Annotated in this window: 27 protein-coding genes; 13 read left to right on the top strand and 14 right to left on the bottom strand. The window is 66.4% G+C overall.

What is annotated here, in order from left to right:
• The first annotated feature begins 79 nt into the window (after positions 1 to 79).
• On the top strand, positions 80 to 823 hold the full coding sequence (locus tag VIK36_RS21075; RefSeq protein ID WP_255173716.1) for an IclR family transcriptional regulator: 744 nt from the start codon (positions 80 to 82) through the stop codon (positions 821 to 823).
• 137 nt (positions 824 to 960) lie between these two features.
• Positions 961 to 2148, top strand: a complete 1188-nt coding sequence (locus VIK36_RS21070; protein ID WP_324643527.1) for a 4-hydroxybenzoate 3-monooxygenase — start codon at positions 961 to 963, stop codon at positions 2146 to 2148.
• A 40-nt stretch (positions 2149 to 2188) separates the two neighbouring features.
• Here VIK36_RS21070 and VIK36_RS21065 read toward each other — a convergent pair whose 3' ends face one another.
• Positions 2189 to 2728, bottom strand: coding sequence for a TetR/AcrR family transcriptional regulator (locus tag VIK36_RS21065; RefSeq protein WP_255173714.1), 540 nt, complete (start codon positions 2726 to 2728; stop codon positions 2189 to 2191).
• A 57-nt stretch (positions 2729 to 2785) separates the two neighbouring features.
• Here VIK36_RS21065 and VIK36_RS21060 point away from each other — a divergent pair, with 57 nt between their 5' ends.
• The gene (locus VIK36_RS21060; RefSeq protein WP_255173713.1) at positions 2786 to 3853 is read left to right on the top strand and encodes an FAD-dependent monooxygenase; all 1068 of its coding nucleotides are present in this window, start codon (positions 2786 to 2788) and stop codon (positions 3851 to 3853) included.
• Here VIK36_RS21060 and VIK36_RS21055 read toward each other — a convergent pair whose 3' ends face one another.
• From VIK36_RS21055 to VIK36_RS21035, 5 genes are all read right to left on the bottom strand, one after another.
• Positions 3854 to 5677: an iron ABC transporter permease gene (locus tag VIK36_RS21055; RefSeq protein WP_324643526.1), complete on the bottom strand. Its 1824-nt coding sequence runs from the start codon at positions 5675 to 5677 to the stop codon at positions 3854 to 3856.
• A complete protein-coding gene (locus VIK36_RS21050; RefSeq protein ID WP_324643525.1) occupies positions 5674 to 6738 on the bottom strand; it encodes an ABC transporter ATP-binding protein in 1065 nt (354 codons plus the stop codon). Before VIK36_RS21050 ends, VIK36_RS21055 begins: the two co-directional genes overlap by 4 nt.
• A 48-nt stretch (positions 6739 to 6786) precedes the next feature.
• On the bottom strand, positions 6787 to 7863 hold the full coding sequence (locus VIK36_RS21045; RefSeq protein ID WP_324643524.1) for an extracellular solute-binding protein: 1077 nt from the start codon (positions 7861 to 7863) through the stop codon (positions 6787 to 6789).
• 184 nt (positions 7864 to 8047) lie between these two features.
• Positions 8048 to 8482, bottom strand: a complete 435-nt coding sequence (locus tag VIK36_RS21040) for an acyl-CoA thioesterase (RefSeq protein WP_255173709.1) — start codon at positions 8480 to 8482, stop codon at positions 8048 to 8050.
• Between the two features lie 53 nt (positions 8483 to 8535).
• The gene (locus VIK36_RS21035) at positions 8536 to 9039 is read right to left on the bottom strand and encodes a GNAT family N-acetyltransferase (RefSeq protein WP_255173708.1); all 504 of its coding nucleotides are present in this window, start codon (positions 9037 to 9039) and stop codon (positions 8536 to 8538) included.
• A 155-nt stretch (positions 9040 to 9194) separates the two neighbouring features.
• Between VIK36_RS21035 and VIK36_RS21030 the strand changes: the two genes are divergently transcribed.
• The 3 genes from VIK36_RS21030 to VIK36_RS21020 all read left to right on the top strand — a co-directional run bounded on the left by VIK36_RS21030 (position 9195) and on the right by VIK36_RS21020 (position 11069).
• Complete coding sequence (locus VIK36_RS21030) at positions 9195 to 9710, top strand: MarR family winged helix-turn-helix transcriptional regulator (protein WP_255173707.1); 516 nt, start codon at positions 9195 to 9197, stop codon at positions 9708 to 9710.
• A gap of 76 nt (positions 9711 to 9786) precedes the next feature.
• Positions 9787 to 10104, top strand: a complete 318-nt coding sequence (locus tag VIK36_RS21025) for a hypothetical protein (RefSeq protein WP_255173706.1) — start codon at positions 9787 to 9789, stop codon at positions 10102 to 10104.
• Entirely contained in the window at positions 10101 to 11069 is a 969-nt protein-coding gene (locus tag VIK36_RS21020) for a serine/threonine-protein kinase (RefSeq protein ID WP_255173705.1), read from the top strand. The genes VIK36_RS21025 and VIK36_RS21020 overlap by 4 nt, the downstream gene beginning before the upstream one ends.
• Here the strand turns inward: VIK36_RS21020 and VIK36_RS21015 are convergent.
• Both VIK36_RS21015 and purB read right to left on the bottom strand, forming a co-directional pair.
• Positions 11066 to 11743, bottom strand: coding sequence for a histidine phosphatase family protein (locus VIK36_RS21015; protein ID WP_255173704.1), 678 nt, complete (start codon positions 11741 to 11743; stop codon positions 11066 to 11068). The genes VIK36_RS21020 and VIK36_RS21015 overlap by 4 nt on opposite strands.
• A gap of 148 nt (positions 11744 to 11891) precedes the next feature.
• Positions 11892 to 13334, bottom strand: a complete 1443-nt coding sequence (gene purB, locus VIK36_RS21010; RefSeq protein WP_324643522.1) for an adenylosuccinate lyase — start codon at positions 13332 to 13334, stop codon at positions 11892 to 11894.
• Positions 13335 to 13527: 193 nt separating this feature from the next.
• On the opposite strand from purB, the gene VIK36_RS21005 reads away from it, so the two are divergent.
• Positions 13528 to 13815 carry a hypothetical protein gene (locus VIK36_RS21005; RefSeq protein ID WP_324643521.1) on the top strand — a complete coding sequence of 96 codons (288 nt, stop codon included), beginning with the start codon at positions 13528 to 13530 and terminating at the stop codon, positions 13813 to 13815.
• An 86-nt stretch (positions 13816 to 13901) separates the two neighbouring features.
• The gene (locus VIK36_RS21000) at positions 13902 to 15161 is read left to right on the top strand and encodes a hypothetical protein (protein WP_255173701.1); all 1260 of its coding nucleotides are present in this window, start codon (positions 13902 to 13904) and stop codon (positions 15159 to 15161) included.
• 29 nt (positions 15162 to 15190) lie between these two features.
• Here the strand turns inward: VIK36_RS21000 and VIK36_RS20995 are convergent, their stop codons facing one another.
• Entirely contained in the window at positions 15191 to 16090 is a 900-nt protein-coding gene (locus tag VIK36_RS20995) for a hypothetical protein (protein WP_324643520.1), read from the bottom strand.
• Positions 16091 to 16344: 254 nt separating this feature from the next.
• Positions 16345 to 16770 carry a phage holin family protein gene (locus VIK36_RS20990; RefSeq protein ID WP_255173699.1) on the bottom strand — a complete coding sequence of 142 codons (426 nt, stop codon included), beginning with the start codon at positions 16768 to 16770 and terminating at the stop codon, positions 16345 to 16347.
• 107 nt (positions 16771 to 16877) lie between these two features.
• On the opposite strand from VIK36_RS20990, the gene VIK36_RS20985 reads away from it, so the two are divergent.
• The 5 genes from VIK36_RS20985 (at position 16878) to VIK36_RS20965 (ending at position 22478) form a co-directional block, all read left to right on the top strand.
• Complete coding sequence (locus tag VIK36_RS20985) at positions 16878 to 17996, top strand: histidinol-phosphate transaminase (RefSeq protein ID WP_255173698.1); 1119 nt, start codon at positions 16878 to 16880, stop codon at positions 17994 to 17996.
• Between the two features lie 149 nt (positions 17997 to 18145).
• On the top strand, positions 18146 to 19378 hold the full coding sequence (pdhA, locus tag VIK36_RS20980) for a pyruvate dehydrogenase (acetyl-transferring) E1 component subunit alpha (protein WP_255173697.1): 1233 nt from the start codon (positions 18146 to 18148) through the stop codon (positions 19376 to 19378).
• Positions 19378 to 20358, top strand: coding sequence for an alpha-ketoacid dehydrogenase subunit beta (locus VIK36_RS20975; RefSeq protein WP_255173696.1), 981 nt, complete (start codon positions 19378 to 19380; stop codon positions 20356 to 20358). The genes pdhA and VIK36_RS20975 overlap by 1 nt, the downstream gene beginning before the upstream one ends.
• 7 nt (positions 20359 to 20365) lie before the next feature.
• Entirely contained in the window at positions 20366 to 21844 is a 1479-nt protein-coding gene (locus VIK36_RS20970) for a dihydrolipoamide acetyltransferase family protein (protein WP_324643519.1), read from the top strand.
• A 16-nt stretch (positions 21845 to 21860) separates the two neighbouring features.
• Positions 21861 to 22478, top strand: a complete 618-nt coding sequence (locus tag VIK36_RS20965; RefSeq protein WP_255173694.1) for a phosphatase PAP2 family protein — start codon at positions 21861 to 21863, stop codon at positions 22476 to 22478.
• 22 nt (positions 22479 to 22500) lie between these two features.
• On the opposite strand, the gene VIK36_RS20960 is transcribed toward VIK36_RS20965, so the two are convergent.
• From VIK36_RS20960 to VIK36_RS20945, 4 genes are all read right to left on the bottom strand, one after another.
• Positions 22501 to 22836, bottom strand: a complete 336-nt coding sequence (locus VIK36_RS20960; protein WP_159629648.1) for a hypothetical protein — start codon at positions 22834 to 22836, stop codon at positions 22501 to 22503.
• A gap of 176 nt (positions 22837 to 23012) precedes the next feature.
• The gene (locus VIK36_RS20955; RefSeq protein ID WP_159629650.1) at positions 23013 to 23441 is read right to left on the bottom strand and encodes a universal stress protein; all 429 of its coding nucleotides are present in this window, start codon (positions 23439 to 23441) and stop codon (positions 23013 to 23015) included.
• Between the two features lie 44 nt (positions 23442 to 23485).
• Positions 23486 to 24778, bottom strand: coding sequence for a PLP-dependent aminotransferase family protein (locus tag VIK36_RS20950; RefSeq protein WP_255173693.1), 1293 nt, complete (start codon positions 24776 to 24778; stop codon positions 23486 to 23488).
• A gap of 72 nt (positions 24779 to 24850) precedes the next feature.
• On the bottom strand, positions 24851 to 25492 hold the full coding sequence (locus VIK36_RS20945) for a GerMN domain-containing protein (RefSeq protein WP_255173692.1): 642 nt from the start codon (positions 25490 to 25492) through the stop codon (positions 24851 to 24853).
• Positions 25493 to 25619: the final 127 nt, after the last annotated feature.

The raw sequence follows: 25619 nt of genomic DNA, 5'->3' as shown, positions 1-25619 counted from the left end.
CCGGCCTTTCGTTGGACCCGCCTTTCGTTCGCCCAGCGCGGTACGCTGGACTTCCCATTCAACGGAAGGGCGTGCGGACGTGGCGAACTCAAGCTCGGGCGATTCGGTGGTGGACCGGATTGTGCGGCTGATCTCCGCCTTCCCCCAGGACGTCACGGACCTCCGGTTGTCGGAGCTTGCCGAGCGTGCAGGCCTTCCACTGACCACCACGCACAGGCTGGTGGGCCAGCTCGCCGGCCATGGCCTGCTGGAGACTGCCCCCGGCGGCATGGTCCGCCCCGGCCTCCGGCTCTGGGAGCTGGTGAACCGTGCCGCCCCGGCGCTGGCGCTGCGCCAGGCGGCCATGCCCTTCATGGAGGACATCCAGCAGGTCCTGAACCAAAATGTGAACCTGGCGGTACTGGACGGCTGGGAGGCGCTCTTCGTGGAGCGGCTCTCCCGGCGCGGCTCGGTGGCCAACCGCGCCCAGGTGGCAGGCCGGATGCCCATCCATATCTCGTCCGCCGGGCTGGCGCTCATGGCCCACCAGGACAAGGCCCTGCAGCATGAGTACCTCGGCCAGTTCCACGACCCGTACGGAAAGCTGACTGCCGATGACGTGCGCGCCCTGCTCGCTGATACGTCGCACCAGGGCTTCGCGCAGCTGAAGGGCGTGGTGGATCCGGACACCTGGGGCATAGCCGTGCCCGTCCTTACCCGCCGCCAGCGCGCGGTGGCGTCTATCGGCGTCGTGGTTCCGCTGCGCGAAATGCGGCTGCAGGCGCTGGTTCCGGCGCTGCAGACAGCCGCCCGCGGCATTGCCCGGGGCCTGGCGGAAGCCTGACCCGGTCACCTCCAAACCCCTGCCCGGATCCGTTCAACGGAATGCCTGTAACGCCGGTCACCCGTCCTGGCGCACACTGAACCCAGGCAACCATTCCGGCCCTTTCCCGGGCCCCCGCAACGAAGCGAGACAAAGCCATGGCACGAAAAATCATCACCACCCAGGTAGCCATCATGGGAGGCGGTCCGGCAGGGCTGATGCTCTCCCATCTGCTGGCCAAGGCAGGCATCGAATCCACGGTGGTCGAGATCCGCAGCCACGAGGAAATCTCCCACACCGTGCGCGCCGGCATCCTGGAGCACGGAACCGTCAACCTGCTGGTGGACAGCGGCGTCTCGGACCGGGTGCTGCGCGACGGCGACCGGCATGACGGCATCGAGCTGCGCTTCAACAACGAGAGCCACCGCATCGACTTCAAGGACCTCGTGGGCGAATCCGTGTGGCTGTACCCGCAAACGGACGTCTTCCTGGACCTCGCCGCGCGCAGGAAGGACGACGGCGGCGATGTCCGCTACAGCGTCACCGACACCACCGTCCACGACCTAGAGGGCAAGCCGAAGGTTTGGTTCACCGATGCCGACGGCGTCGAGTTCGAGATCCAGGCCGACTTCCTGGTCGGCGCCGACGGCTCGCGCAGCCACTGCCGGTTCCAGATCCCCGAGGCCCACCGCAAGTGGTACTTCCATGAGTACCCCTTCGCCTGGTTTGGCATCCTGGCCGAGGCACCGCGCAGCTCCGACGAACTCATCTACGCCAACTCGGCCAACGGCTTCGCCCTGATCAGCCAGCGTACGGAAACCGTGCAGCGGATGTACTTCCAGTGCGACCCCAAGGAGAACGTGGCGGAATGGGATGACGACCGGATCTGGGCCGAATTCCGCAGCCGCGTCAACGGCAACGGCTTCGAGCTTAAAGAGGGTCCGGTCCTGGAAAAGATGGTCCTGCCGTTCCGCAGCTTCGTGCACACCCCGATGCGCCACGGCAACCTGTTCCTGGCCGGCGACGCCGCCCACACCGTGCCGCCCACCGGTGCCAAGGGCCTCAACCTGGCCATCAACGACGTCAAGTTCCTCTTCGAGGGGCTGGACAGCCACTACAACTCCGGCTCGGACCGGCTCCTGGACACGTACAGCGACCGCGCCCTGGACAGGGTGTGGAAGGCCCAGCAGTTCTCCTACTGGATGACCACCATGCTGCACACCCCGGCCGACGCGGACGACTTCTCCCGCGCCCGCCAGCTCGGCGAACTGAACTCCGTGGTCTCCTCCCGCCATGGCAGGGCCTACCTGGCTGAGGCCTACACGGGCTGGCCCGCCTCCTCCTAGGGCATTTGGAGAAGGACGACGCCGGCCGGCTGGGTGAGGCTCAATTGCCCACCAGCCGCCGGACGGCCGCCGCGATGGCCTTGGGGTCGGGGTCTTCATCCCGGCGCACGGTGAGCAGGTGCAGCAGTACCCCGTCGCCGTAGTCCGCCACATCCCGTGCCCGCGCCCGCGCGTCCGGCACTCCCAGCCCGGCAAGGGCCTGTTCCAGGCCTCCCACCAGCTGGAAGTGGCCGGCCGTCACGGAGTCCGGCTTGTCCAGGGAAAGTGCCAGCCGGGCCCGGGTCAGGCCGGCGTGCCGGCCGGCAAGCATCACCACCATGGAGGCGAGCTGGCCTGCCAGTTCACCCACGTCCTTGGGCGGACCGGCAGGCCCCCGTTCCCGGAGGAGGGCGGCGTCCAGTTCCAGAAGCCGGTCCAGGGCGGCGTCAACCAGGGCTGCGCGGTTCCGGTAGTAGTTGGACGTGGTGCCTTCCGAGAGGCCTGCGGCGGTGTCCACGGCCCGGTGGGTGAGCCCCTTCATGCCCTTGTCCGCCACCACGGCCAAGGCGGCATCGAGCAACTGGGTACGTCGGTCCGGCATGCGTTCAGTGTAATCGGGCCCCTTCCGGTTCACTACAAAAGTAGTAAAATGAGGCGCATGGAAACGATCACGATTGTTGGCGGCGGCATTGCCGGGCTGGCCCTTGCTGCGGCGTTGGACCCCAATCGCTTCCGCGTGACGGTGCACGAGAAACGGCCGGAACTGCCCACCGTCGGCAACGCCCTCGGCATGTGGCCCAACGCCCAACGCGCCCTGGCCCGGCTGGGAATACTGGACCAGGCGCGGGCCGTGAGCCCGGTGCTGGGGAGCGGATCGGTCCGGAACGCCCAGGGTGAACCGTGGATCACCGTCGATGCCGGGGAGATGTTCGGCATTTCCCGGATCGACCTGGTCCGGCTGTTGGATGGCGCCGTGCCCGCCGCCGTTCGCCGGATCACCGACACCGTGCAGTCAGTCCCCGCGGACGGCAGCCTCGTCGTGGGCGCCGACGGCGTCCACAGCATGGTTCGCCGTGCGGGATGGGGCAGCGCCACCGAGGCCCGCCTGACGCCTTACCTTGCCCTCCGGGGAACCCTCCCGACGCCGGTCGCTCCGGACGAGGTGGGCGAGTACTGGGGCCGCGGCGACCTGTTCGGCATGGCCGCCGCCCGGGGCGGGTCCTTCTGGTACGCCAGTTACCGGTCAGGACTGGGCCCCTACGGAATTGATGTTCCGTCAGCCCTGGAACAGGCCCGGGAGCGCTTTGCGGACCACGCACCTGCTATCCGTCGCGCCCTCGCCACAGCCACGCCGGAGGAATGCCTCGTCCAGCGCCTGTGGACAGTGCCGCATCTGCGCTCCTACGTCAGCGGCCGGATGGTGCTCATCGGCGATGCCGCGCACGCCATGATGCCCACCCTTGGCCGCGGCGCCTGCGAATCGCTGGTGGACGCCGTGACACTGGCCGACCTCCTCAACAACGCGCCTGACGGCCAGGACCAGGACCAGGCGCTGAGTGCCTACAACCGGCAGCGGAGGCTCCGCACCCGCGCCGTGAGCGTGGCCTCCTCGGCACTCGGACGAGTCGCCCTGGCAGACCGTGCCCAGCCGCTGCGTGACCGCATGCTCAACCTGGCCCGACGGCGGAACGCACGGACCGCCGTCGGGAGCGGTTCGGAGAGATAGTCAGCGGACGGCAGCTGCCGGGCGCGTGGCGTCGTCCTCACCCGGCGCCTGGGCGCCGGGAAGTCCGGCGCCGGAGACCTGCGGGCCGGCCGGAGCTGCGGGCAGTTGCTTCCTGTTCTTCCGCCGCCCGGACCTGCCGTACACGAGATACATCGTCACCCCGGTGATGACCATGAGGAGCACCGTGTAGACGAAGGTGTTCGCGATCCCCTCGGTGCCTTCGGCCCCGTCGGTGTTGGCTTTGATCACCAGGCCCAGCGGTTGCACCAGCGGATGGGCCAGGAAGATCGCCGTGTCGTAGTCGTCCAGCAGGCTGTTGAAGTTCAGGGCCGTGATGGCTGCTGCCGCCGGGAGTACCAGCGGCAGGAGGATGCGCCGGAAGACATACAGCGTCTTGGCGCCCATGATGGCGGCGGCCTCTTCCAGGGAAGAGTTGACGGCGGCAAAGGACGCCTTGAGCATCCGGAGCGTGAACGGGATCTTTACCGTGACGAAGGCGATGAGCAGGATCACCGTTGTTCCGGTGAGGACGGCGCCGCCCACCAGGGGATTGGGGTGGTCGTAGCTGACGATCAGTCCCAGTGCCAGCAGCGCGGAGGGCAGGATCCACGGGATGTGCAGCAGGTACTCGAAGGCTGAGGCCACCCAGTTTTTGTACTTCTGCAGCAGCCGCGCCACGAAGAGCAGGCCGCCCACGGCGATGACCGCCGCCAGTGCGCTGTACACCACACTGACGATGAACGGCCGCAGCCCGGACTGTTGGGTGAGGACGCGGACGTAGTTGTCCAGCGTCAGGTTGGAAAACGAGAGCTGTCCGGTCTGGATGGCCGCGCCGTCGGCAAACGAATAAAGCACGATCAGCACCACGGGAAGCGTGTAGACGGCAAAGAGGAGATAGGCCGCGGCGTGCACGGCCACGTTGGCCACGGGGTTGGCAATGTCCTGCTTCTGCAGCTCGGAAGACACCTTTGACACCGAAAAGTAGGTGCCGCCCTTCTCCAGCCGGGACATCACGGCGAGCATCACCATGGTGGCCAGGCCAAGGATCACGGCCAGCAGCGCCGCCAGGTCACGCGAGGTGGGGCTGTTGGTGAACGTCAGGATCATCGGTGTGATGGTCTGGAAATCACGGCCGCCCAGCACCTGCGGGGCGCTCAGGGCGCCCAGGCCGGTGAGGAAGGACAGGATGGTGACGGCGAACAGCGTGGGCTTGAGCATCGGCAGGACGATGCGCCGCAGGATGGTCCATGTGGAGGCGCCAAGGTTCCGCGCGGCCTCGATGGTCTGGTAGTCGATGCCTTTGAGGGCATTGGCAACGAACAGCATGTGGTTGGTGGTGGTGGCAAAGGTCATGACCGCCAGCACGGCAAAGAACCCGGAAAACCAGCCGGGATCCATTCCGGGGAAAACCCGGACCAGCAGCGACGTGACGATGCCTTTGTCCCCGTAGATGAATTTGTACCCCGCCGCCAGCACGATGCCGCCGTAAATGAAGGTGGAGGCGTAGCCCAGGAACAGGATCCTCGAGCCGCGGATCCTGAAGTATTGCGTCACCAGGACGATGAAGACGCCCACCAGGTTGACGGTGACGGACAGCGCCACGGCCAGCAGGAAGCTGTTGCCCAGTGCCTTCATGGCCCGCTGGGAGGAGAACAGCTTCTCCGCGGCGCGCCCCGAAAAGCTGCCGTCGGGGAAGAACGTGGCCATCAGGATGTTCACGTTGGGCCACACCAGGAACGCGGTTATGAACCAGGTGAGGATGACCCCCACCACCAGGACGAAAGGGGAGCGGGCCATGCTGCGCACCGCGTTGGTGCTGCTCATGGCAGGGCGACCGCCTGGTCCTGTGCAAGGGCGGCGCCTGTTCCCGGATGGTACTGGAGGATGTGCCCGGGCTGGACGTAGACCGTTGTAGCCGTGCCGGCCTCAGGGTGTGCGGCGCCGTCTTCCCGGACCAGGAGGCGGATGTCCGCGCCATGGCTGCGGACCACATACCGGCTGTGCAGGCCGTGGTAGGTCCGGGAGACCACGGTGGCGGCAAGCCCGACGGCGGTGCCCCCGTCCGCGGGCCGGTCCAGGGAGGCCTTTTCCACGCGCAGGTAGGACTTGGCATCCGTGCTGAGGCCGGCACCGGAGAGCCGGTTGACCTCCGCCACGAAGTCCGGCGTCAGGGCTGAGCTGTCACCAATGAAGTTGCAGACGAACTCCGTAGCGGCATGGTCGTAGATTTCCTGGGGCGTCCCAACCTGTTCCACCACCCCCTTGTTGAAGACCGCCACCCGGTCACTCATGGCAAGGGCCTCGTCCTGGTCGTGGGTGACGTACACGGTGGTGATGCCGAATTCGCTCTGCAGGTCCTTGAGCTGCTGGCGCAGCTGGTGCCGGAGCTTGGCGTCGAGGTTGGACAGTGGCTCGTCCAGCAGCAGGATCTTGGGCCGCAGCACCAGGGCGCGGGCAACAGCCACGCGCTGCTGCTGGCCGCCGGACAGCTCGGCCACGTTCTTCGCCAGCTGCTCGTCGCTGAGTTCCACGCGCCGTGCAATGTCCCGCACCAGGCGGTCGCTGTCGGCAGGTTTTTCCTTCCGGACCCGGAGCCCGAAGGCGATGTTCTCCCATACGCTCATGCTCGGGAACAGCGCATAGTTCTGGAACACCATGCCCACCTGCCGCTTGTCGCTTGGAAGGCGGGTCACGTCCTTCCCGTCCACCCGGACGGTACCCCTGGCCGGCTGGATGAAGCCGGCCAGGGTGCGCAGCGCCGTCGTCTTTCCACAGCCGGAGGGCCCCAGCAGGGTGAAGAATTCGCCCGGTTGGACATGCAGGTCCAGATGCGGGATGGCGGTGAAACCGCCAAAGGTAACTTCAATGTCTTCCAAGCGGATCATGGCAACCCTGTCTAATGGAACGCGGGAACGGCGGCTGGCAGTGCGGGGTTACGTCATGTACTCGAGTTCGATCTTCTCCACCCAGGCGCCCATGTTCTTCTGGACGAAGTCCCAGTCGATGTCCTGCTGCTTAAGGCCGGCAAAGAAGTCCACCACCTCGGGATTGGCCTTTGCCTGGGCAGCCTTGTTGACCGGCATGGAGTTGAACTTCTGCGCGAATTCACCCTGGACGTCTGCGCTGCCGAACCAGTCGATGAACTTCTGCGCCTGCTCCTTCTTCTTGGTTCCCTTCACCAGGGCGATCTGCTCCACGGCAAGGGGGACCCCCACAGAAGGGATGACCGTGTCCACGTTCACTTTGAAGGACTTTTCGCGGTCGGCAATGATCGAGGACGGCATCTGGCCCATGTCCACTTCGCCGGAGGCGATGCGGGCAAACAGGTCGGTTTTGGCCACTGCGGGGCTGCCGTTCTTGAAGTACTGCTCAACCTGCTTCCATCCGTCGTCGGAGATCCCCAGATCCCCGGAGTCGTCCCGGTACCGGGAGAGGATGCCGGCGAAAACCAGCTGCGCCGTGGCCGTGCCCAGGCCGGTGACCCGCTCGTAGCGGCTCTTGAACTCATCCTTGGTCCACAAGTCCGTCCAGTCCTTTGGTGCGGCGTCCTTGCTGATCTTGTCCGAGTTGTAGCCCAGGAGGATCGCCTGCTTCACCAGGGGCCAGTAGGTCTCGCCGTCGCCCAGGCCCTTGTCCACATCGCCGGCCCATGCGGGCTGGTAGGCCTCCAGCGCGCCTTCGTTCTTGACCTGCGAGAAGTACATGTTGTTCAGGCCGAAGGCGACGTCGGCGATGGGGTTGTTCTTCTCCGCAATGAGCTTGTTGGTGGCATCGGCGCCCCCGGCCCCCACGATTTCGATCTTGAATCCGGCCTCGGCCGCCTTGGCGGCCAACCAGTCGCCCCGGCCTTCGCCGTTGGAGTTGGTGTAGATCACCAGGGTGTCCCCGGAGGCTCCTGCCGGAGCGCCGGAGGCCTCACCGGTCGAAGCCGGCGGGGTGGAAGCCCCGCCGCAGCCGGCGAGCAGGGTGGCGGCAACGGCGGCGGCAACCAAAGTCTTCAATGTACGCACGATCAGGACTCATTTCTGGACTGGAATCGGAGCATGTCCGCACAGCCTATAGCCGGGCATGACGAAAAACGGGCTGTTATAGCTATCGATTCGATAAACAGCCCGGCTGCTCACTTTGGACCAGTTGGTGAAACGGCTGGGGCCCTCGGCGTAAACCCGGGGAAAACCTTTGTCGTGGGCGGCGTCAGTCCTTGACGGCGGTCCCGCTGAGGTGGTGGGTGGGGATCCTGTCCCTGTCGTAGGTGATTTCCGTGTAGCCGTGCGGCTCGGGCTTCCCGTCCTGGTTCAGGTTCACGAAAACGATCTCCTCGATGGTGAGGATGCTTTGCCGGGTGATCATGTTGCGGACCTCGGCACGCATCGTCAGCGAGGTCCGGCCAAACCGCGTGGCTGTCAGTCCCATTTCGATCAGGTCGCCCTGGACCGCGGAGCTGACGAAGTTGATCTCCGAAATGTACTTGGTGACTGCGCGGCCGTTTCCCAGCTGGAGGATGGCGTAGATGGCGGCTTCTTCGTCAATCCATTTCAGCAGGCTGCCGCCAAAGAGGGTCCCGTTGGCGTTGAGGTCCTCAGGCCGGACCCATTTGCGGGTCCGGAAGGTGATGTCTGCTGTTTCCATAGGCCGAGGTTACCCAAGCTGCTGCCCGCGATCCGAGTGTGACGGAGCTGGTGCTAGGCCATGGCGGTCTGGGCGGCGCTGTGGGCGTTGATGCGCTTGGCGTAGCAGTGCGAGTGCTCCACGCCGATGTAGGGCCCGAAGTTCGGGATGGATTCGAATCCGGAATTCTCGTAGAAGTTCCGGCCGTCAGGCTGCGCCGATCCGGCTTCGGCCTTGATCCTGGTGATGCCCTGGCTGAACGCTTCGGCTTCCAGTGCCGCGAGGATGGAGCTGGCGACGCCGGAGCCCCGGGTGTAGGGCAGCACGTAGAGCCGCTTGATTTCGGCGGTTGTTCCATCCAGGAGCCGGAGCCCACCGCAGCCCACCGGTTGCCCCGATCCTTTGTCGTAGGCCACCAGGAAGACAGCGCAGTCTGCGCCCGACGGCGGCGGCCCGGGCTCGTGGTCGGGCCGGCCAAAGCGGGCGTCGAGTTCGGCCTGCTGCGCGCGGCGAAGGTCCGCGCCAACGGGATTGGACCAGGAGACCTGCCGGATGTTGAGCCTGGGGTTGGTCTGCATATCTTCCTCGATTCGCCGGAGGGGTATGCCTGATAAGGCTAGGCGCGGGGAGTTACGCAGGTGTTTCCTGGCGGTTAGCACCGGGATAACGCCTCCGGCGGCCGGGAAAGGAAGTTACTTGGCGGTCTAGTTACCAGTTGGTCTAAAATGATGCCATGGCTTCTATGGGCAACGAGGGATCCGGCTACTGGTACGGACCCGACGGGCAACTGGACTACAGTGCGGCGGTACTGAAGGCGCTCCGGGACTACCGGGCGGCCGAGACCGAAATCCGCCGCAGCACCAGGGATTCCATGGGCATGGGCGAGACGGACATCCTTGCCCTGCGGTACCTGCTGAGGGTCCAGGCGTCTGGCAAGCAGGTTGTCCCCAAGGATCTCAGCCGGTTCCTCAATATTACTAGCGCTTCCACCACCTCGCTGATTGACCGCCTCGTAGCCAGCGGGCATGTCCGCCGGGAGGCGCACCCCTCCGACCGCCGCTCCGTGGTGGTGGTCCCCACCGGGGAGTCGGACAAGGAGGTCCGGGAGACCCTCGGTGCCATGCATCGCCGGATGATGGTGGTTGCTGAAGGCCTGACCGCAGAGGAGGCCCGGACTGTGGTCGACTTCCTCCAGCGCATGACCGAATCGCTCCAGGCGGGCGAAGGCGCGGAATTAAAAGTTCACTAGCCTGACTAGCTAGTTCGGCTAGTTATATGTAAGCTTACGATTGTTCCTGAAGTTGCTTCACAACGGAGTCGTGAGTGTGTTGGTTTCTTTCACCGAAGTTTCACCGCGTGAGCCCCGCATGGGTGCGACCATCCCGGATGGGCACCTGGACCTGACGCGATCCACCCTGGACGGCACCACAGCGCCGCAGGGAAAGGCCGCTGTCCATTGCGGTTCACCGATGCAGCTGGTGACGCCGGCGCTCGGGTGGGAGCGCGCCAGCTACACCTTTGCCCCGACCGATGCCGGAAGCACCGAACTTCCGCCTGTGTGGCGTTGCGCCTGCGGGTTCCAGCTCGATGCATGGACGACTGATTCCAGCGGCGCACACCATACCGCAGCCTTTCCCGCATGAGTGCCGCGGGGACGGCAGTGCCGGCGCCCACGCATTCGTCGCTGAATGCCGCTGCGCCGCTGGCAGGCCGCTACCAGCTGAGGGAGCGCCTCGGCAGGGGAGCAGCTGCCGAAGTCTTTCGGGCGGTGGACCTGGAGGGCGGTCCGGAGGTGGCCGTGAAGATCGCGGCAGCCAGCGGCCGGAAGCAGCACCAGCGGATCCGGAACGAAGCTTCCGTCCTTGCCGGCCTCACCCACCCATCCATCGTGAAGCTGCTGGGCCAGGGCGTGGTGGGCGGCGGCGGGAGCCATGCGGGACGGCCCTATCTTGTGGAGGAGCTGGCCCTGGGGGCGACCCTGGCCGAAACCATACGGCTGGAAAGTCCCACCCCCGCTGATGTGGCCCTCTGGGCCCGCGGCCTGTTCGGTGCGCTCGCGTACCTTCACTCCAACGGGCTGGTGCACCGTGACATCAAGCCCGCAAACCTGATGCTGAGCGGCCTGCGGAGAAGTCCGGTCCGGATCATCGATTTTGGGATTGCCACCGCAACCGGCTCGGCGCCCGAGCCAGGAATCTCGTCCGGCACAGTGCACTATATGAGCCCCGAGCAGGCATCCGGCGGGACAGCGGCGCCGTCCTGGGATGTGTACGCCATGGGGCTGGTCCTGCTGGAGCTCCTCACGGGCACCAAAGCGTTTCCCGGCACCGCCATCGAATCCCTCGTGGCCCGCACCCTGCGGTCCCCGGACATCCCCGGCCACCTTGGCGCCTGGGTTCCCCTGCTGCGGTCCGTTACGGCCATGGATCCCCGGGAACGGCCGACGGCGGCAGCTGCCGCAGCGATGGCAGCGCGGCTGATACCCGGGGTACCGTCCCGCAGTGAAGGCTTTCAAGGGGCCCGCGGGAGCAGGCCCGGCGGGATCGTCGCCCGTCCGTGTCCCGCGCAGCGGGCACTTCCCTCCCGGCGCCACCGGCAGCAGGCCTAGGGGGCGGCTACGTCCCGACCTGTCGGGTCCTCCGCGGTCGGGTCTGCCAGGGCAAGGCCGCCCACCGGGCTTCCGTCCCAGTGGATCAGGGTCCAGCCGGTCGTCAAGCTGCCCTCGAGCGCCACGATTCCGGTGTTGGCCAGGACATGGCGTGCAGCGAACTCGTGGTCTGCACCCTCGGCCCGCAGCCCCGCCCAAGTACGGATGGCGGCGCCGTGGCTGACCACTGCAACGGTGCCGTGCTGCTGCCGTTCCGCCCGCCCGGCCACCAGTGCGATGGCAGCATCGAACCTGTCAAAGAAGGCGTGGCCGTCGGGCCCCGCGGGCATGCGCCGGTCCAGGTCGCCGGCAGCCCAGGAGATCACGGTGCCCATGTAGCGCTTATGGGATTCGTGGTCTGTGAGCTTCTCCAGTGATCCGGCCTCGATTTCATGCAGCCCCTCGAGCACCTCAACGTCAAGGGTGTGCAGCCGTGCCAACGGTGCGGCCGTTATCTGGGTCCTGATCAACGTGGACGCGTACAGCGCCTCGATGCGTTCGTTGGCAAGCGCCCGCGCCATGGCTTCTGCCTGCCGTTCGCCAAGTTCGGTCAACCCGGGGCCGGGATGGTCGGTGTCCAACTGGCCCAGTACGTTGCCGGGGGTTTCGCCGTGGCGGATCAGGAGCAACTTCATGTTCCCAGTTTCCCACCCCTCGCTGGTTGCGGGCGCACAGCGGAACTGTCCGTCACGGTGCCGCTCCAAAACGAAGGCGCCGGGCCCACGTGAGCCCGGCGCCGCCGTCGTGCTTCCTGCCCTGCCAACAGGCCTGCCGGCGCAGTGCCTACTTCAGGTGGTCCACCAGCTGGTCCGCGATGCCGGTGTAACGGCCGGGGGTGAGGGCCAGGAGGCGTGCCTCGGCCTCCGGGGAAAGGCCCAGGCCCTGCACGAATTCCTGCATGCGGGCGGCATCCACGCGCTGGCCGCGGGTGAGGTCCTTGAGGCGCTCGTAGGGGTTTTCCATGCCTTCGACGCCGGCGATTGCCTCGGCCCGCATCACCATCTGGATTGCCTCGCCCAGGACCTCCCAGTTGGTGTCCAGGTCCGCTGCCAGGACGTCCTCGGCAACATCCAGGCGCTCCAGGCCCTTGGCCACGTTGGAGATGGCCAGGAGGGAGTGCCCGAATGCGACGCCAATGTTGCGCTGGCTGGAGGAGTCGGTGAGGTCGCGCTGCCAGCGCGAGGTCACCAACGTGGCGGCCAGGGTGTCCAGCAGGCCGTTGGAGATCTCCAGGTTGGCCTCGGCGTTCTCGAAGCGGATGGGGTTGACCTTGTGCGGCATGGTGGACGAGCCGGTTGCCCCGGCCACCGGGATCTGCGCGAAGTAGCCAATGGAGATGTAGCTCCAGACGTCGGTGCAGACGTTGTGCAGGATGCGGTTGAAGCGGGCCACGTCGGCGTAGAGCTCGGCCTGCCAGTCGTGGCTTTCGATCTGCGTGGTGAGCGGGTTCCAGGTGAGGCCCAGGCCTTCGACGAACGACTTGGAGACCTGCTGCCAGTCGGCGCCCGGGACGGAGGCCACATGGGCGGCGTAGGTGCCGGTGGCACCGTTGATCTTGCCCAGGTATTCGGTCTTCGCGATCCGGTCCAGCTGACGGGTCAGGCGGTGCGCGATGACGGCCAGTTCCTTGCCCAGCGTGGTGGGGGTGGCCGGCTGGCCATGGGTGCGGGACAGCATGGGAACCGCCCGGTTGTCCTCCGCCATCCTGCTGATCTGGGCCACCAGGGCCCGGGCTGCCGGGAGCCACACGTCCTCCACAGCGCCCTTGACGCCCAAAGCGTAGGAGAGGTTGTTGATGTCCTCGGAGGTGCAGCCGAAGTGGACCATGGCGGTCAGGTTTTCAATGCGGATTGCGGGGAGGCGGCGGCCGATGTAGTACTCCACAGCCTTCACGTCGTGCACGGTCACGGCTTCGATGTCGGCGAGCTCCTGCACCGACGCTGCATCGAATTCGGTGACGATGGCGCGGAGCCGGTCCTGCTGTTCGGCGCTCAGGGGTCCGGCGCCGGGAAGGACGTTGTTGCTGGTCAGGTGGATAAGCCACTCAACTTCCACGGCCACGCGGTCCCGGTTCAGGGCGGCCTCGGACAGGTAGTCCACGAGGGGCGCGACGGCGGACTGGTAACGGCCGTCCAGGGGTCCAAGAGCGATTTTTTCCGATGACGCGGCGAGGGCCAGGCGTCCTGAGGGCGTACGGGTATCAGCTGTGGCGGCAGTTTCAGGCATGTGCTGATTCTTTCATGAAGTCCGGCACCGCCTTAAGCGGATCGTCCACGTTACTTGTCCACATAGCCGACGGCGGCGCTTACGTGGGCAGCGGCGCGTGCCTAGCGTTGGGAGCGGCACGGTTGGGGCGGTTGTCCGGCCGGGGAGGCCGGGACGGGCGCCGGGCAGGAAGCTGGGACGGGGGGACGGTTTGATGGACGGGATATGGGGTCGCGGGCCGGGCATCAGCCTCGCAGTCCAGGAGGTGGGCAGGAAGGTGGCCCGGTCATCGGACCGGACTGAAGAGGTGCTGGCGGGATTTCACCAGATCCAGCTGGAGGACTGGCAGTCGCCGGCCGGACAGGCATACCGCGATTCCGTGAGCCTGCAGGCGGTGGCAGTACGGCGGGCCCTGGACCGGATCCGGGAGGCTTCTGCCGCAGTGGCCGTCCATGCCCGTGCAGCGTTGACAGCCGATTGTCCAGCTGACGGAGGGTTCTGATGGCGGACGCAACTCCCTCCGGATCAGGCGGCCCCCTTCATGTTTCGCCGCCTCCTCCGGACGGAATCCTGACAATATCCGGAGGCGTGGGTGGCATCACGGTGCAGCTGGAGGAACTGGAGGCGGGAGCCGTGAAGCTGGATGGGCTCGCCAGGGGGCTCACCGCCGTTGAGGCGGAGCTTTTTGGGGCCTGGCAGGAGCTTTGTCCCTACCAGGACCAACCCCGCGCCACAGGCTCCGCGGCGCTCATCGCGGTGGGGGAGGCGCGGGATGCGGTCCAGAAAGTCCGCCTGGAACTGCAGCGGATCAGTGGACAGGTGCGCAGCTGCAGGTGGGATTACGAAATGGCCGAATCCACTGCCCACATGCAGTGGATGCTGGGTCTGTCGGAACCGGACGTGGAACTGCAGAAGCACGTTGATTTCTGGCGCACAGGCTTCCTGAACGGTGATGCCACTGAATCAGTGCTGGCGAATGCCGTTACGGTCCTTCCCGGGATCAAACCGGCGGTTGGCTGGCTCGTCCCGTCGCTGCGCCCGGGCCCTGTAACAGTCAGGCAGGAGGAGCGCCTGCGCATCGACCTCGACGCCACGCCCGCCGGGCTGCTTGAGCGGGTCAGGCTGATCGAGGAGCGCGGCAGCGGCTACATCGAAGTTATCGAGGTGGATACCGGCGGCGGAAAGGCCTACGTCGTGGTGGTTCCCGGGACACAGATGAACGACGCCGACCACGGCACCAATCCTTTCGATCTTTCCGGCATCGTCGACGGGATGGGCAGCAATTCGGAGCAGGTGAATGCCGCTGTCCTCCAGGCACTTCGGGCCGCCGGTGCGGAACCGGGAGCTGAGGTGGTGGCGGTGGGATACAGCCAGGGCGGCATCCATGCCATGAACCTGGCGGCGGATGAGGGCGTCCTCAGGGAGTACCGCCTGAAGTACGTCCTAACGGCCGGATCTCCCGTTGCCCGCATCACGCCCGCGCCGGAGGTCAGCACTCTTCACCTGGAACACCGCACGGACTGGGTGCCGGGCACTGATGGGCTGCCGAACCGGGACGCCCGGAACCAGGTCACCGTGACCGTGACCAATGACCTGTACGTGCGCGGCGGAGAAGACGCCGGCCTGGGACCCGGGCACCGCCTGACCGGCTACGAGGAGGCGGCAGAGCTTGTGGGCGCCAGCAAGGATCCGTCGTTGGTCCAGTCCACCGCTGTACTGGGCGGGGTCCTGGGCGCCGGCGGGGCTGCCACTGCCACCCGTTTCTCCTTGTCGAAGCCCCCGCCGCCCGCTCCACCGATGGACCGCAGGGATCCTTTTTCCGGGCGGCCGCAGCCGGGTGCCCGGTAAGTCTTGTTTGTCCCTGGCTATCGCCGCCCTCACGCAATCTGTGCGGCGTGCAGTTCCACGTACCGGGTGGACCTGGGCTGTTCGGGTTGCGGGGCAGGTGGGGAGGGCTGCGGGGCAGGCTGCGGAGGAGTCACTGGAACGGGCGTCGGAGTGGGTGGCGGAGCGGCGGCCGGGCACCGGTAGTTGTAGTCCAGGTTGTTCTCGGTGAACTGGGTTGTGGTGACGGTCCCGCCTGGTGTCAGGGGGTCGGACGCGCAATACTCTTTTGCGGACCAGGCCGAGTCGGGGCCGGCCAACCAGTTCCGGAGGGCGTACAGGTTGCTGCCAGGACTTACCCCGCCCACAATTTCGCCGAACTGGTAGGAAGTGGAATAGATGCCCACTTCCGCCCCGGTCCCCTGCAGGTAGGCGGTCATGCCTTCCAGCTCAGCTGCATTTGCTGCCTTGTCCCATAACCAGTTGTTTCCGGTTTCAACGTCCAGCCACCACAGCCGGCGTGCCCCGCCGCCGTCCACTCCCTTCAGGATTGCGGCATCAGTGGCAGCCATGGCGTAGCCGTGAACGTAAGCGCAGGCCGGGGACGCGGTGCCGTCACACAATCCATACGGGTTGCTGACCGCGCCGCCCCCGTAGGTGTTGTCCGCCGGCCACCACAACCACTCCGCGGGCCCGGTAGCGGCGGTGTTCACATACACCGCCGCCGGCGTTCCTCCGGCCGACTCCGCGCTCTGGTCCGCCCACGCCAGCTGGGCATCCAGGCACGGGTTGACAGTGTCCGGGCGGCCGCCGTTCACGCCCACTATCGCGAATGCCGGGGGCGCCGGAAGATCAGCGCCGCACTGCGGCCAGGAGATGTCATTGCCCAAAGGGACCCCGCCCTGCAGGGCGGGGTCTGATTCTGCATGGGCGGGGCCGGCCTGCCATGTCATAAGCAGGCAGGCCGCGAGCACCAACCTTATGGGCTTCATTGTGCGCCCCCGTTTTCCGGAACTGACAGCAACGGGCCTCTTTGGGCCCGGTTTGAAGCCTAAGCGGCTGGTCCCGTGGGGGTCATGGGTGGCAGGTACTGGAGTTTTTCCTGCTGTTCCGGGGAGCCGTACCTAATGGGTACCTGTTCGCCGCCGTCCTCCTACTTGGTAGGGCAGGCTTCCCGGGGGCTTCGAAAGAGGGGCGATCTGCCGGGTCAGCGCCTGCCGCCCGGCAGCAAACCCGCCACCAGGGACACCAGGGAGATGATGACCGCGGCCAGCAGCGCAGTCCAGAAGAAGGAATCGATCGTGAGGTGCACCGGCGTGTAACTGCTGATCCAGGCCGTCAGGTACAGCATGGCGGCATTGATGACGATGGCGAACAAGCCAAGCGTCAGGATGGTGATCGGAAGCGCGAGGAGCCGCACCAGCGGCCGCACGAAGGCGTTGACCACGCCGAAGATAAGGCCGATGAACAGGTAGGCCAGGACAATGCCGATCGTCCCGGTGTCCTGTGAAATGCCGGTCCTGGCTACGGCATCAGATGCCGCTGTGCTGGAGATGTCCATTCCCGGCAGCAGCCAGCTGGCCACCCACAGGGCTGCGGCATTGACGGTGACCCGAAGGATGAATGAACCCATGGCACCATGCTTCCATACCGCTCCTCGGGGGAGGACGGCGGCGTGCCCCGATTTTTCGGGGCTGGCTCCCCGGATTCCCCCGGGACGTTGGACGTAGGCTAGGAGCCATGACTTCATCTGATACCAGGGCGGGCGGCATCGCACCGCGCCCGGTGCTGGACCGGCTGCCGCGCTACGCGGCAGGAAAACCGCCGGCCGCCGTCAGCGGTCTTGCCAGCTACAAGCTGTCCTCCAACGAAAACCCGCTGCCGCCCATCCCGGCCGTCCTCGAGGCCATCGCCGGCCAGACGGACTTCAACCGGTACCCGGACCCGCTGAGCAGTAAGCTTCGCACGGCGCTCGCGGATTTCCTGGGCGTACCGGCGGATGACATCGTCACAGGAGCGGGAAGCCTGGGCGCCCTGAACCAGATCCTGGCTGCTTTTGCCGGGCAGAACGAGGACGGTAAAGCGGACGAGGTCATCTATGCGTGGCGGTCCTTTGAGGCGTACCCCATCAGCGTGGGCCTGGCAGGGGCGGAGAGCGTACGCATCCCGGTGACCGCCGAGGGACGGCATGACCTGGAGGCCATGGCGGCCGCGGTGAGTGCCCGCACCAAAGTCATCCTGCTGTGCACGCCCAATAACCCCACCGGCCCGGCTCTTACTGCAGCCGAAACCGAAGCGTTTATCCGCTCCATCCCGGCAGACGTTGTGGTGGTCATCGATGAGGCCTACCAGGAGTTTGTCAGGGCGGAGGACGCCGTGGACGGGATCGACCTTTACCGGAAATATCCCAACGTGGTGGTGCTCCGTACTTTCTCCAAAGCGCACGGCCTGGCCGGGCTACGCGTTGGCTACAGCGTCTCCAACCCCGGACTGACCCAGTACTTAAGGGTCGCCGCAACACCCTTTGCGGTCTCCCAGATAGCTGAAAAGGCAGCAATCGTTTCCCTCGAGAACCATGCCCAGGTTGTGGAAAGGGTACAAAAACTCGTGGATGAGCGGACCCGGGTCACCGAGGGTCTCCGGGACCTCGGCTGGGCGGTCCCGGATGCCCAGGGAAACTTCGTCTGGCTCGCGCTTGGCGCCCAAAGTACCGCTTTCGCAGAGATGGCAGGGACACGCGCCCTGTCCGTCCGGGCATTCGCCGGAGAGGGCGTGAGGGTCAGTATCGGAGAACCCGAGGCGAACACCCGATTCCTCCAGTTGTGTGCCGACTATACAAAGGCACCCGCAACTTCCTAGCACTTAACAAGTAGCCCTCCCGCTACTTACCGAAGATAAAGTTAGGATCAGTAAGCCAATGTATATGCCGTGCCGGGAATGTATTCCCCGTGCGGCATATATCCCAGCGACATTGCATTGCATCCGGATGCGGCAAGCAAGGAGACGGTATGGGCACTCATCTGCCTTCCACCGAGTTCGACGGAACAGCGGTAGACGACCAGCGGGAAGCCGATGCTGAAGCCGTGATGGGCGAGCCCGCGGCCCAGATGGTGCAGCTGCTCGGTCCCGACGGGAAACTGGGCACCGATCCGGTCTTCAGCGACTACGCGGACAAACTCACCCCTGAGGATCTCCGCGGCCTGTACGCGGACATGGCCGCGATCCGCCGGTTCGACGTCGAAGCGACCGCCCTCCAGCGCCAGGGCCAACTGGCGCTCTGGGTCCCGCTGACGGGCCAGGAGGCAGCACAGATCGGATCGGGCAGGGCCAGCCAGCCGCAGGACTACATCTTCCCCACCTACCGCGAGCACGGCGTGGCCCTTACGCGCAACGTGGACCTGGCCGAACTCCTGCGCCAGTTCCGCGGTGTTTCCAACGGCGGCTGGAACCCCAAGGACACCAACTTCCACCTGTACACGCTGGTCCTGGCTGCACAGACCCTCCACGCCGTGGGCTACGCGATGGGGATCCAGCGCGACCAGAAGCTCGCCGCCGCATCGAACCCGGCAGGCAGGGAGCCGGATGCGGCCGTCATCGCGTACTTCGGCGATGGCGCCAGCTCGGAAGGCGACGTCCATGAGTCAATGGTGTTCGCCTCCTCCTACAAAGCCCCCGTGGTGTTCTTCTGCCAGAACAACCACTGGGCCATCTCCGTGCCCACCAACGTCCAGACCCGGGTTCCGCTGTCCAACCGGGCCAAGGGCTACGGGTTCCCCGGCATCCGGGTCGACGGAAATGACGTGATCGCCGTGCACGCCGTCACCGGGTGGGCGCTGGAGCACGCCCGCCAGGGCAAGGGGCCGGTCCTCATCGAAGCCTTCACCTACAGGGTCGGGGCGCATACCACGGCGGACGATCCCACCAAGTACCGGCAGTCGGCGGAGGAAGACGCATGGCGCGCCAAGGACCCGCTGGCGCGCCTGGAGAAGTACCTGCGTGCCGAGGGCCTTGCAGACGACGCCTACTTCGCCAAGGTCAAGGCCGACGGCGACGAACTGGCCGCGTACGTCCGGCGTACCGCCCACGACCTTGAAAACCCGGATATCCGGCAGGCCTTCGCCAACGTCTACAGGGAGGCGCACCCGCTGGTCGCCGAGGAACTGGCGTGGTTCGAGGAATACAGCGCAGGATTCGCCGGCGAGGAAGAGTCCGCCGGGCAGGCAGCAAAGGCAGGCCACTGATGACCACCATGACCATCGCGAAGGCCATCAACGAAGGCCTTCGCGCCACTTTGGCCGCACACCCCAAATCGCTGCTGATGGGCGAGGACATCGGGCCGCTGGGCGGCGTCTACCGGGTCACGGACGGGCTGATCGGCGAGTTTGGCCCGGACCGCGTGGTGGACACGCCGCTGGCCGAGTCCGGGATCATCGGCACCGCCATCGGCCTGGCTCTCCGGGGATACAGCCCGGTCTGCGAGATCCAGTTCGACGGCTTCGTCTTCCCCGGCTTCAACCAGATCACCACCCAGCTCGCCAAAATCCATTCGCGCAGCAACGGCAACCTCAGCGTGCCCGTGGTCATCCGGATTCCGTATGGCGGGGGCATCGGCTCCATTGAACACCATTCCGAATCCCCGGAGGCACTGTTCGCCCACACGGCGGGCCTGCGCATCATCACCCCGTCCAACCCGCATGACGCCTACTGGATGATCCAGCAGGCCGTGGAATGCCAGGACCCCGTCATCGTTTTCGAACCCAAGCGCCGCTACTGGCTCAAAGGCGACGTTGATGTCGAGGCACCCGGGCCGTCGGAGGATCCGTTCAAGGCCCACGTCCTTCGCGAGGGCACCGACGCCACCGTGGTGGCCTACGGCCCCTTGGTGCCCGTGGCGCTGGCAGCCGCGAACGCAGCGGAGGAGGACGGCAGGAGCGTCGAGGTCATCGACCTCCGGTCAATCTCCCCGATCGATTTCGACACCGTCACCGCCTCCGTCCAAAAGACCGGGCGGCTGATCGTCACGCACGAGGCTCCCACGTTCGGCGGCATCGGCGGCGAGATCGCAGCCCGGATCAGCGAGCGGGCGTTCCACTCCCTTGAGGCGCCCGTGATCCGCGTCGGCGGGTTCCACATGCCCTACCCCGTTGCCAAGGTGGAGGAAGACTACCTTCCGGACATCGACCGCATCCTGGAGGCGCTGGACCGCGCCCTCTCCTACTGAGGACACCATGACCCTGAACAAGTTCAACCTGCCCGACGTCGGCGAGGGCCTCACCGAGGCGGAAGTCGTCTCCTGGAAGGTCAAGCCCGGCGATACCGTCGCCGTCAATGACGTCATCTGCGAGATCGAAACCGCAAAGTCGATCGTGGAGCTGCCGTCCCCCTTTGCCGGAACAGTCACCGAACTGCTGGTGGAGGAAGGGGTGACTGTCGACGTCGGGACCGCCATCATCAGCGTCAGCGACGAAGTTTCCGGCGACCCCACTCCCGCCGATGTCCGCGCGCCCCAGGCCGTCCCCGCCGCCGGTACTCCCGCTGAATTTCCTGCCCAGCCGCTCTACGGCAAGCTGTCAGCGGATGCGGGGGAGACCGGGAGTGAAGGAAACCCGTCCGCCGCTCCCCTGGTGGGTTCAGGACCCAAGGCCGACGCCGTCAAGCGGCGTCCCCGGAAGACTGCACCGGCTGCTGCCGTGACCTTCAACGCCCCCGAAGTTGAACCTGTCCAGCCCCGCACGCCCGCCGAAGTTTCCGCCGCCGAACCTGCCGCCGTCGACGCCCGCCCAACCCTTGGCGGCACCATCACGGGCCTGGTCAACCGGGTGCTGGCCAAGCCCCCGGTCCGCAAGATTGCCCGCGACCTGGGCATCGACCTCGCTGACGTCGTGGCCACCGGTTCCCGCGGCGAGGTGACGCGCGAGGACCTGGTGAGCTACCAGGCGCAGCGCGACGCCGAACTGGACAAGGCGGACGGTTTCTGGGGCAAGGCCGGGAAGCCGCAGGACCAGCGCGTGGAAAGCATTCCGGTCAAGGGCGTCCGCAAGGCCACGGCAAAGGCCATGGTGGAATCGGCGTTCGCAGCACCGCATGTGAGCATCTTCGTGGACGTCGACGCCAGCCGCACCATGGAATTCGTCAAGCGGCTCAAGGCCTCCCGGGACTTCGAGGGCATCAAGGTCTCGCCGCTGCTCATCCTGGCCAAGGCCGTCATCTGGGCCGCCGCGAGGAACCCCAGCGTGAACGCAGCCTGGGTGGACAACGAGGACGGCAGCGCCGAGATCCAGGTCAAGCACTTCATGAACCTGGGCATTGCCGCGGCCACTCCGCGCGGCCTCATGGTGCCCAACATCAAGAACGCGCAGGACCTGTCCTTGAAGGAGCTGGCCCTGGCGCTGAACGACCTGGCCACCACGGCCAGGGCCGGGAAGACGCAGCCGGCGCAGATGCAGGGCGGGACACTGACCATCACCAACATCGGCGCCCTGGGCATCGACACCGGTACGCCGATCATCAATCCGGGCGAGGTGGCCATCGTTGCCTTCGGAACCATCAAGCAGAAGCCCTGGGTCCTGGACGGAGAGGTGATTCCCCGCTGGATCACCACGCTCGGGGGATCCTTCGACCACCGCGTGGTGGATGGTGACCTGTCCGCCCGTTTCATGGCCGACGTCGCAGCCATCCTGGAGGAGCCCGCGCTCCTCCTGGACTAGGGCGCCGGGTCAGGACGTGGCAGTAAACAACGACGTAATCCGGGCCAGGAACCGCACAGCCAGGTGGCTGACGGAGGTCTTCCAGCCTCCCGTGGTGGTTTCCCTGCAGCTGCTGATCAGCCCGCTGGCCCAGCCGGGTTTCCCGGAAACCATCGGCTACGGCGCGCTGGCGGCCCTCTTCGTGTGCGTGCTTCCGCTGATGGTGCTGCTGGTCCTGGTCAGGCTGGGCAAGGTCACGGACCACCATGTAAGCGACCGGAAGCAGCGTGCACCCGTGCTGCTGATGGCGCTGGGCTGCATCGCTGTGGGGCTGCTTGTACTGGGCGCCGTGGATGCGCCGGAGAGCGTCTTTGCGATGGTCCTGGCGGTGGTGGGGGGCGTGGCGGTACTGGCTGTGGTCAGTCCGTTCTGGAAGATGAGCGGCCACGCCGCTGCCGTGTCCTGCGCCGCCGTCGTATCCGTGCTGATGCTCGGCGCCGCGTGGGCACCGCTGCTGCTCCTGATCCCGGCAGTCAGCTGGTCACGGGTGGTGCTGCGGGCCCACTCCCTGGCCCAGGTGGTGGCCGGATCGCTCTTCGGCGGCCTGGTGATGGCCGGGATCTGGTGGCTGCTGCAGGGCTGGCTGGTGGCCTGAACGTCCACGCGCCGAAACGGGCCTAGTAGGCGGCGTATGCCGTGAAAGCCTCGAGCATGGCCGGATCCGCGGTGGTTCCCAGCACAACAGCGGCTGCGGTCATCAGGCCGCCCATGAGCGCGGCCATGCCGGCCCAGGCGCTCAGGAGCTTCCAGTCCTCGCGCAGGACGCTGCGCACGGTCTGCGGAAGCTGGAGCCCGGGGGTTATGAGGTTCGGTGCGCTGTCCAGGCTGCCGTCATCAAGGAGCGCAACCACCCGGTCATTGCTGCGGTCCACCCGCATGGAGCTGATGTGGTTGCCGTGGCGGGCCAGGAGGATGTCGTGGCCAACAAGCTGGCGGCGCTGCAAGGTGATCAAGGGGAGCCCTTCGCTGGAGGTGGATTCGGCAGTGTCCACGCCTTTGGGGGCCCATTCAATTTTATCGTTGCGCCAGCAGCTGAAACGGTGATATGGCGGTGAGAACGGACACCCCCCGCAGCGATATCCGCCACCACGGGGGGTGTCCTGCGTTACCCCAGGAGGGCTTCCGCGCGTTAGTCGGCGTCGTAGGTGTTGGCGATGTACACGTCGCACGGGGCGTTGTGGGCCACGCTGTTGGCCACGCTGCCAAGGACCCGGCCGATGCCGTGCATGCGCCGGTTTCCCACGACGATCACGCGGGCATCCATGCGGACGGCTTCCTTGATGAGGGCGTCTGCGGGCCGTCCGCGGGCTGCCGAATACGTAACCGGGACGTCGCGGCCCAGCGACTCAGCCACGGTCCGTGCCACCTGCTCTGCGGCGTCGGCGTCGGACACGATCCACCGGTCGCTGCCGCTGCCGAAGACCTCGGTCCGGTCGCTGTCGAAGGCTGACACGACGTGCAGTGAAGCGCCCAGTCCTGCAGCCAGGTTCCGGGCCGACTCCGCCGCCCTCTTCGCGGTCTCGCTGCCGTCAACCCCTACAACGATGATTCCACCCATATGCATGCTCCTTTGCTCGGTTTTCGGCGTTCGTGTGGCTTACGCTACAGCGCCGCCATGGCTTCCTGCAGCACCGGCGCCAATCGGCGCACCCCCTCGGCGATAGCGTCGGAGGGAACGGCGCTGAACGCGAGCCGCAGCTTGTTGGACGGCTCGTCCGACGGCGTGAAGGCGGCGCCGGGGATAAACACGACGCCGGCATCGATCGCCTTGTGCAGCAGCGGGTAGGTGTCAACACCTTCGGGCAGGGTCACCCAGACGAAGAAGCCCCCCTGCGGGCTGGTCCAGGTGGTCCCCGCCGGCATGTACTCCTTGAGCGCTGCCAGCATGGCGCGGCAGCGTTCGGCATACAGCCCGCGGTAGGTTTCGATCTGGCCTTTCCAGTCGTAGTCGCGCAGGTAGGCGGACACCAGCATCTGGTTCAGGGCCGGCGGGCAGAGCGTCACCGATTCCGCGGCGAGGTAGTACCGGCGCTGCAGGTGCTCAGGCACCAGGGCCCAGCCGATGCGGAGGCCGGGGGCGAAGATCTTGGAAAAGGAACCGAGGTAGATGACGTCGTCCGGGTTGGCTGCGCGCAGGGGAGGCAAGGGTTCACCTTCAAAGCGCAGCAGTCCGTAGGGGTTGTCCTCAAGAACCAGAATATTCGCCCTGCGGCATATATCGACCACCTGCTGGCGCCGTTCCCGGGCCAGCGTGATCCCTGAGGGATTGTTGAAGTTGGGGATGGTGTAGAGGAACTTGATGCTCTTGCCCGCGAGCTGCAGCGCCGCGATCCGCGCCTCCAGAAGCTCCGGGACCAGGCCGTACTGGTCCATCTCCACGGTCTCCACCCGCACCTGGTAGGCCTCAAAGGTGTTCAGTGCGCCGACGTAGGTGGGATCCTCCACCAGGACCACGTCTCCCGGATTGCAGAAGAGCTTGGTGGCCACGTCCTGGGCCGACTGTGAGCCGGCGGTGATCACCACGTTCTGCGGCAGGGCATCCAGGATTCCCTCGGCGGCCATGACCTCGCAGATCTGCGCCCGGAGCTCCGCGGTTCCCTGCCCGGCGCCATATTGAAGGGCCGTGAGTCCGTCGTCGGCAATGATTTTCGCCGCCGTCGCTGCGAGGCGGTCCAGGGGAAGTGACTGCAGGTACGGGCTTCCCCCCGCCAGGGAAACCAGTCCGGGGCGCATCGAGATGTCGAAAACATCCCGGACGGCCGACTGGCGGATGTTGGCCGCCCGCTCGGAAAACAGTCCCTCGTGGCGGTGGGCGGACGTGGCCGCGCGCTCGATCGCATCGATGGCTTCGGCGGGCAGCGTTCCGGCGGAGGCGTCAAGTGTTTCGTGGGTCACAAAGTCAGGATACAGCCCGTTGTTGCTTCCAAGGCAACATATGTTTCAAGGGGATGCGCGGCTTGCGAAGCGCTAATCCAGGCTCAGATAGTCCGCCAGCGTTTCCCCATTGATGTAGATGTCGGCCCTGACGGCACCCACGGCTTCGAGGGCGGTCTGGGTGAGCTGGGCCTCGATCCTGGGAAGGTCGCATGTTCCGCCCTGGTTCAGCGTTCCCGAAAGGTAGACCCTGACAGTGGTTCCGTCGAAGCTCCCGGAGAGGAACGTCAGCCGGGAAGAGCCCAGCGCGTTGTAGGCGTTCACGGGCGGGCGGCCGCCACCCAGCAGGGCGCCGATTGCCGCCTTGAGCCGGGCGTCCCCGGTGCCTCCCGGCTGGCCGGAGCCAACCAGGCTGTCATTGCAGCCGAAGCGGACGCCGTGCCTGCCGCCGTCGTCCACCATCACGAAATATGCCGTCACCGGGGGAGCCGTTGGCCCGGCATTGGCACCGGGGTCCGGAGGGGCGGGCGGACTGTCCGGTCTTTCCCCTGTTGCTCCGGCCGTACCGGTGGAAGGGGTAGCCGGCACCGTGGCGGGAAGGAGGGCCAGCGGGGCCTCGCTGGATCCGGCGCTGCCCCCGATGGCCGTGCAGCCGGAGAGCAGAAGCGCCAGGCAGCCGGCCACCGCAGCCAGGGCACCGCGCCCACGCCCGTCCCCGCTCCATCTTTTTGCCATGCGGCACCGCAATCCGATCCGGTAGGTCCAGGGGATTAACGCTACGGCGGCGCCTGCCGGCGGAGATGTCCGCACGGTACCGGTTGGGACAAGAGTTGGTCACGGCAACCCCGCAACGCCGGATGCA

Source organism: Pseudarthrobacter sp. LT1, from assembly GCF_035621795.1.
Classification (GTDB): Bacteria; Actinomycetota; Actinomycetes; order Actinomycetales; family Micrococcaceae; genus Arthrobacter.
Note: the sequence above shows the minus strand (reverse complement) of the source record. Positions and strands in the feature narration are given on the sequence as shown.

Excerpts from the sequence above, each read along its gene's own strand:
- VIK36_RS21020 (WP_255173705.1), top strand. The coding sequence starts at position 10,101 with ATGAGTGCCGCGGGGACGGCAGTGCCGGCGCCCACGCATTCGTCGCTG.
- VIK36_RS20990 (WP_255173699.1), bottom strand. The coding sequence starts at position 16,770 with ATGGGTTCATTCATCCTTCGGGTCACCGTCAATGCCGCAGCCCTGTGG.
- VIK36_RS20955 (WP_159629650.1), bottom strand. The coding sequence starts at position 23,441 with ATGGGTGGAATCATCGTTGTAGGGGTTGACGGCAGCGAGACCGCGAAG.
- VIK36_RS20970 (WP_324643519.1), top strand. The coding sequence starts at position 20,366 with ATGACCCTGAACAAGTTCAACCTGCCCGACGTCGGCGAGGGCCTCACC.
- VIK36_RS21055 (WP_324643526.1), bottom strand. The coding sequence starts at position 5,677 with ATGAGCAGCACCAACGCGGTGCGCAGCATGGCCCGCTCCCCTTTCGTC.
- VIK36_RS20945 (WP_255173692.1), bottom strand. The coding sequence starts at position 25,492 with ATGGCAAAAAGATGGAGCGGGGACGGGCGTGGGCGCGGTGCCCTGGCT.
- VIK36_RS21070 (WP_324643527.1), top strand. The coding sequence starts at position 961 with ATGGCACGAAAAATCATCACCACCCAGGTAGCCATCATGGGAGGCGGT.
- VIK36_RS20975 (WP_255173696.1), top strand. The coding sequence starts at position 19,378 with ATGACCACCATGACCATCGCGAAGGCCATCAACGAAGGCCTTCGCGCC.
- VIK36_RS21040 (WP_255173709.1), bottom strand. The coding sequence starts at position 8,482 with ATGGAAACAGCAGACATCACCTTCCGGACCCGCAAATGGGTCCGGCCT.
- VIK36_RS21030 (WP_255173707.1), top strand. The coding sequence starts at position 9,195 with ATGGCTTCTATGGGCAACGAGGGATCCGGCTACTGGTACGGACCCGAC.
- VIK36_RS21005 (WP_324643521.1), top strand. The coding sequence starts at position 13,528 with ATGGACGGGATATGGGGTCGCGGGCCGGGCATCAGCCTCGCAGTCCAG.
- VIK36_RS20995 (WP_324643520.1), bottom strand. The coding sequence starts at position 16,090 with ATGACATGGCAGGCCGGCCCCGCCCATGCAGAATCAGACCCCGCCCTG.
- VIK36_RS21015 (WP_255173704.1), bottom strand. The coding sequence starts at position 11,743 with ATGAAGTTGCTCCTGATCCGCCACGGCGAAACCCCCGGCAACGTACTG.
- VIK36_RS21050 (WP_324643525.1), bottom strand. The coding sequence starts at position 6,738 with ATGATCCGCTTGGAAGACATTGAAGTTACCTTTGGCGGTTTCACCGCC.
- pdhA (WP_255173697.1), top strand. The coding sequence starts at position 18,146 with ATGGGCACTCATCTGCCTTCCACCGAGTTCGACGGAACAGCGGTAGAC.
- VIK36_RS21035 (WP_255173708.1), bottom strand. The coding sequence starts at position 9,039 with ATGCAGACCAACCCCAGGCTCAACATCCGGCAGGTCTCCTGGTCCAAT.
- VIK36_RS21060 (WP_255173713.1), top strand. The coding sequence starts at position 2,786 with ATGGAAACGATCACGATTGTTGGCGGCGGCATTGCCGGGCTGGCCCTT.
- VIK36_RS21065 (WP_255173714.1), bottom strand. The coding sequence starts at position 2,728 with ATGCCGGACCGACGTACCCAGTTGCTCGATGCCGCCTTGGCCGTGGTG.
- purB (WP_324643522.1), bottom strand. The coding sequence starts at position 13,334 with ATGCCTGAAACTGCCGCCACAGCTGATACCCGTACGCCCTCAGGACGC.
- VIK36_RS20985 (WP_255173698.1), top strand. The coding sequence starts at position 16,878 with ATGACTTCATCTGATACCAGGGCGGGCGGCATCGCACCGCGCCCGGTG.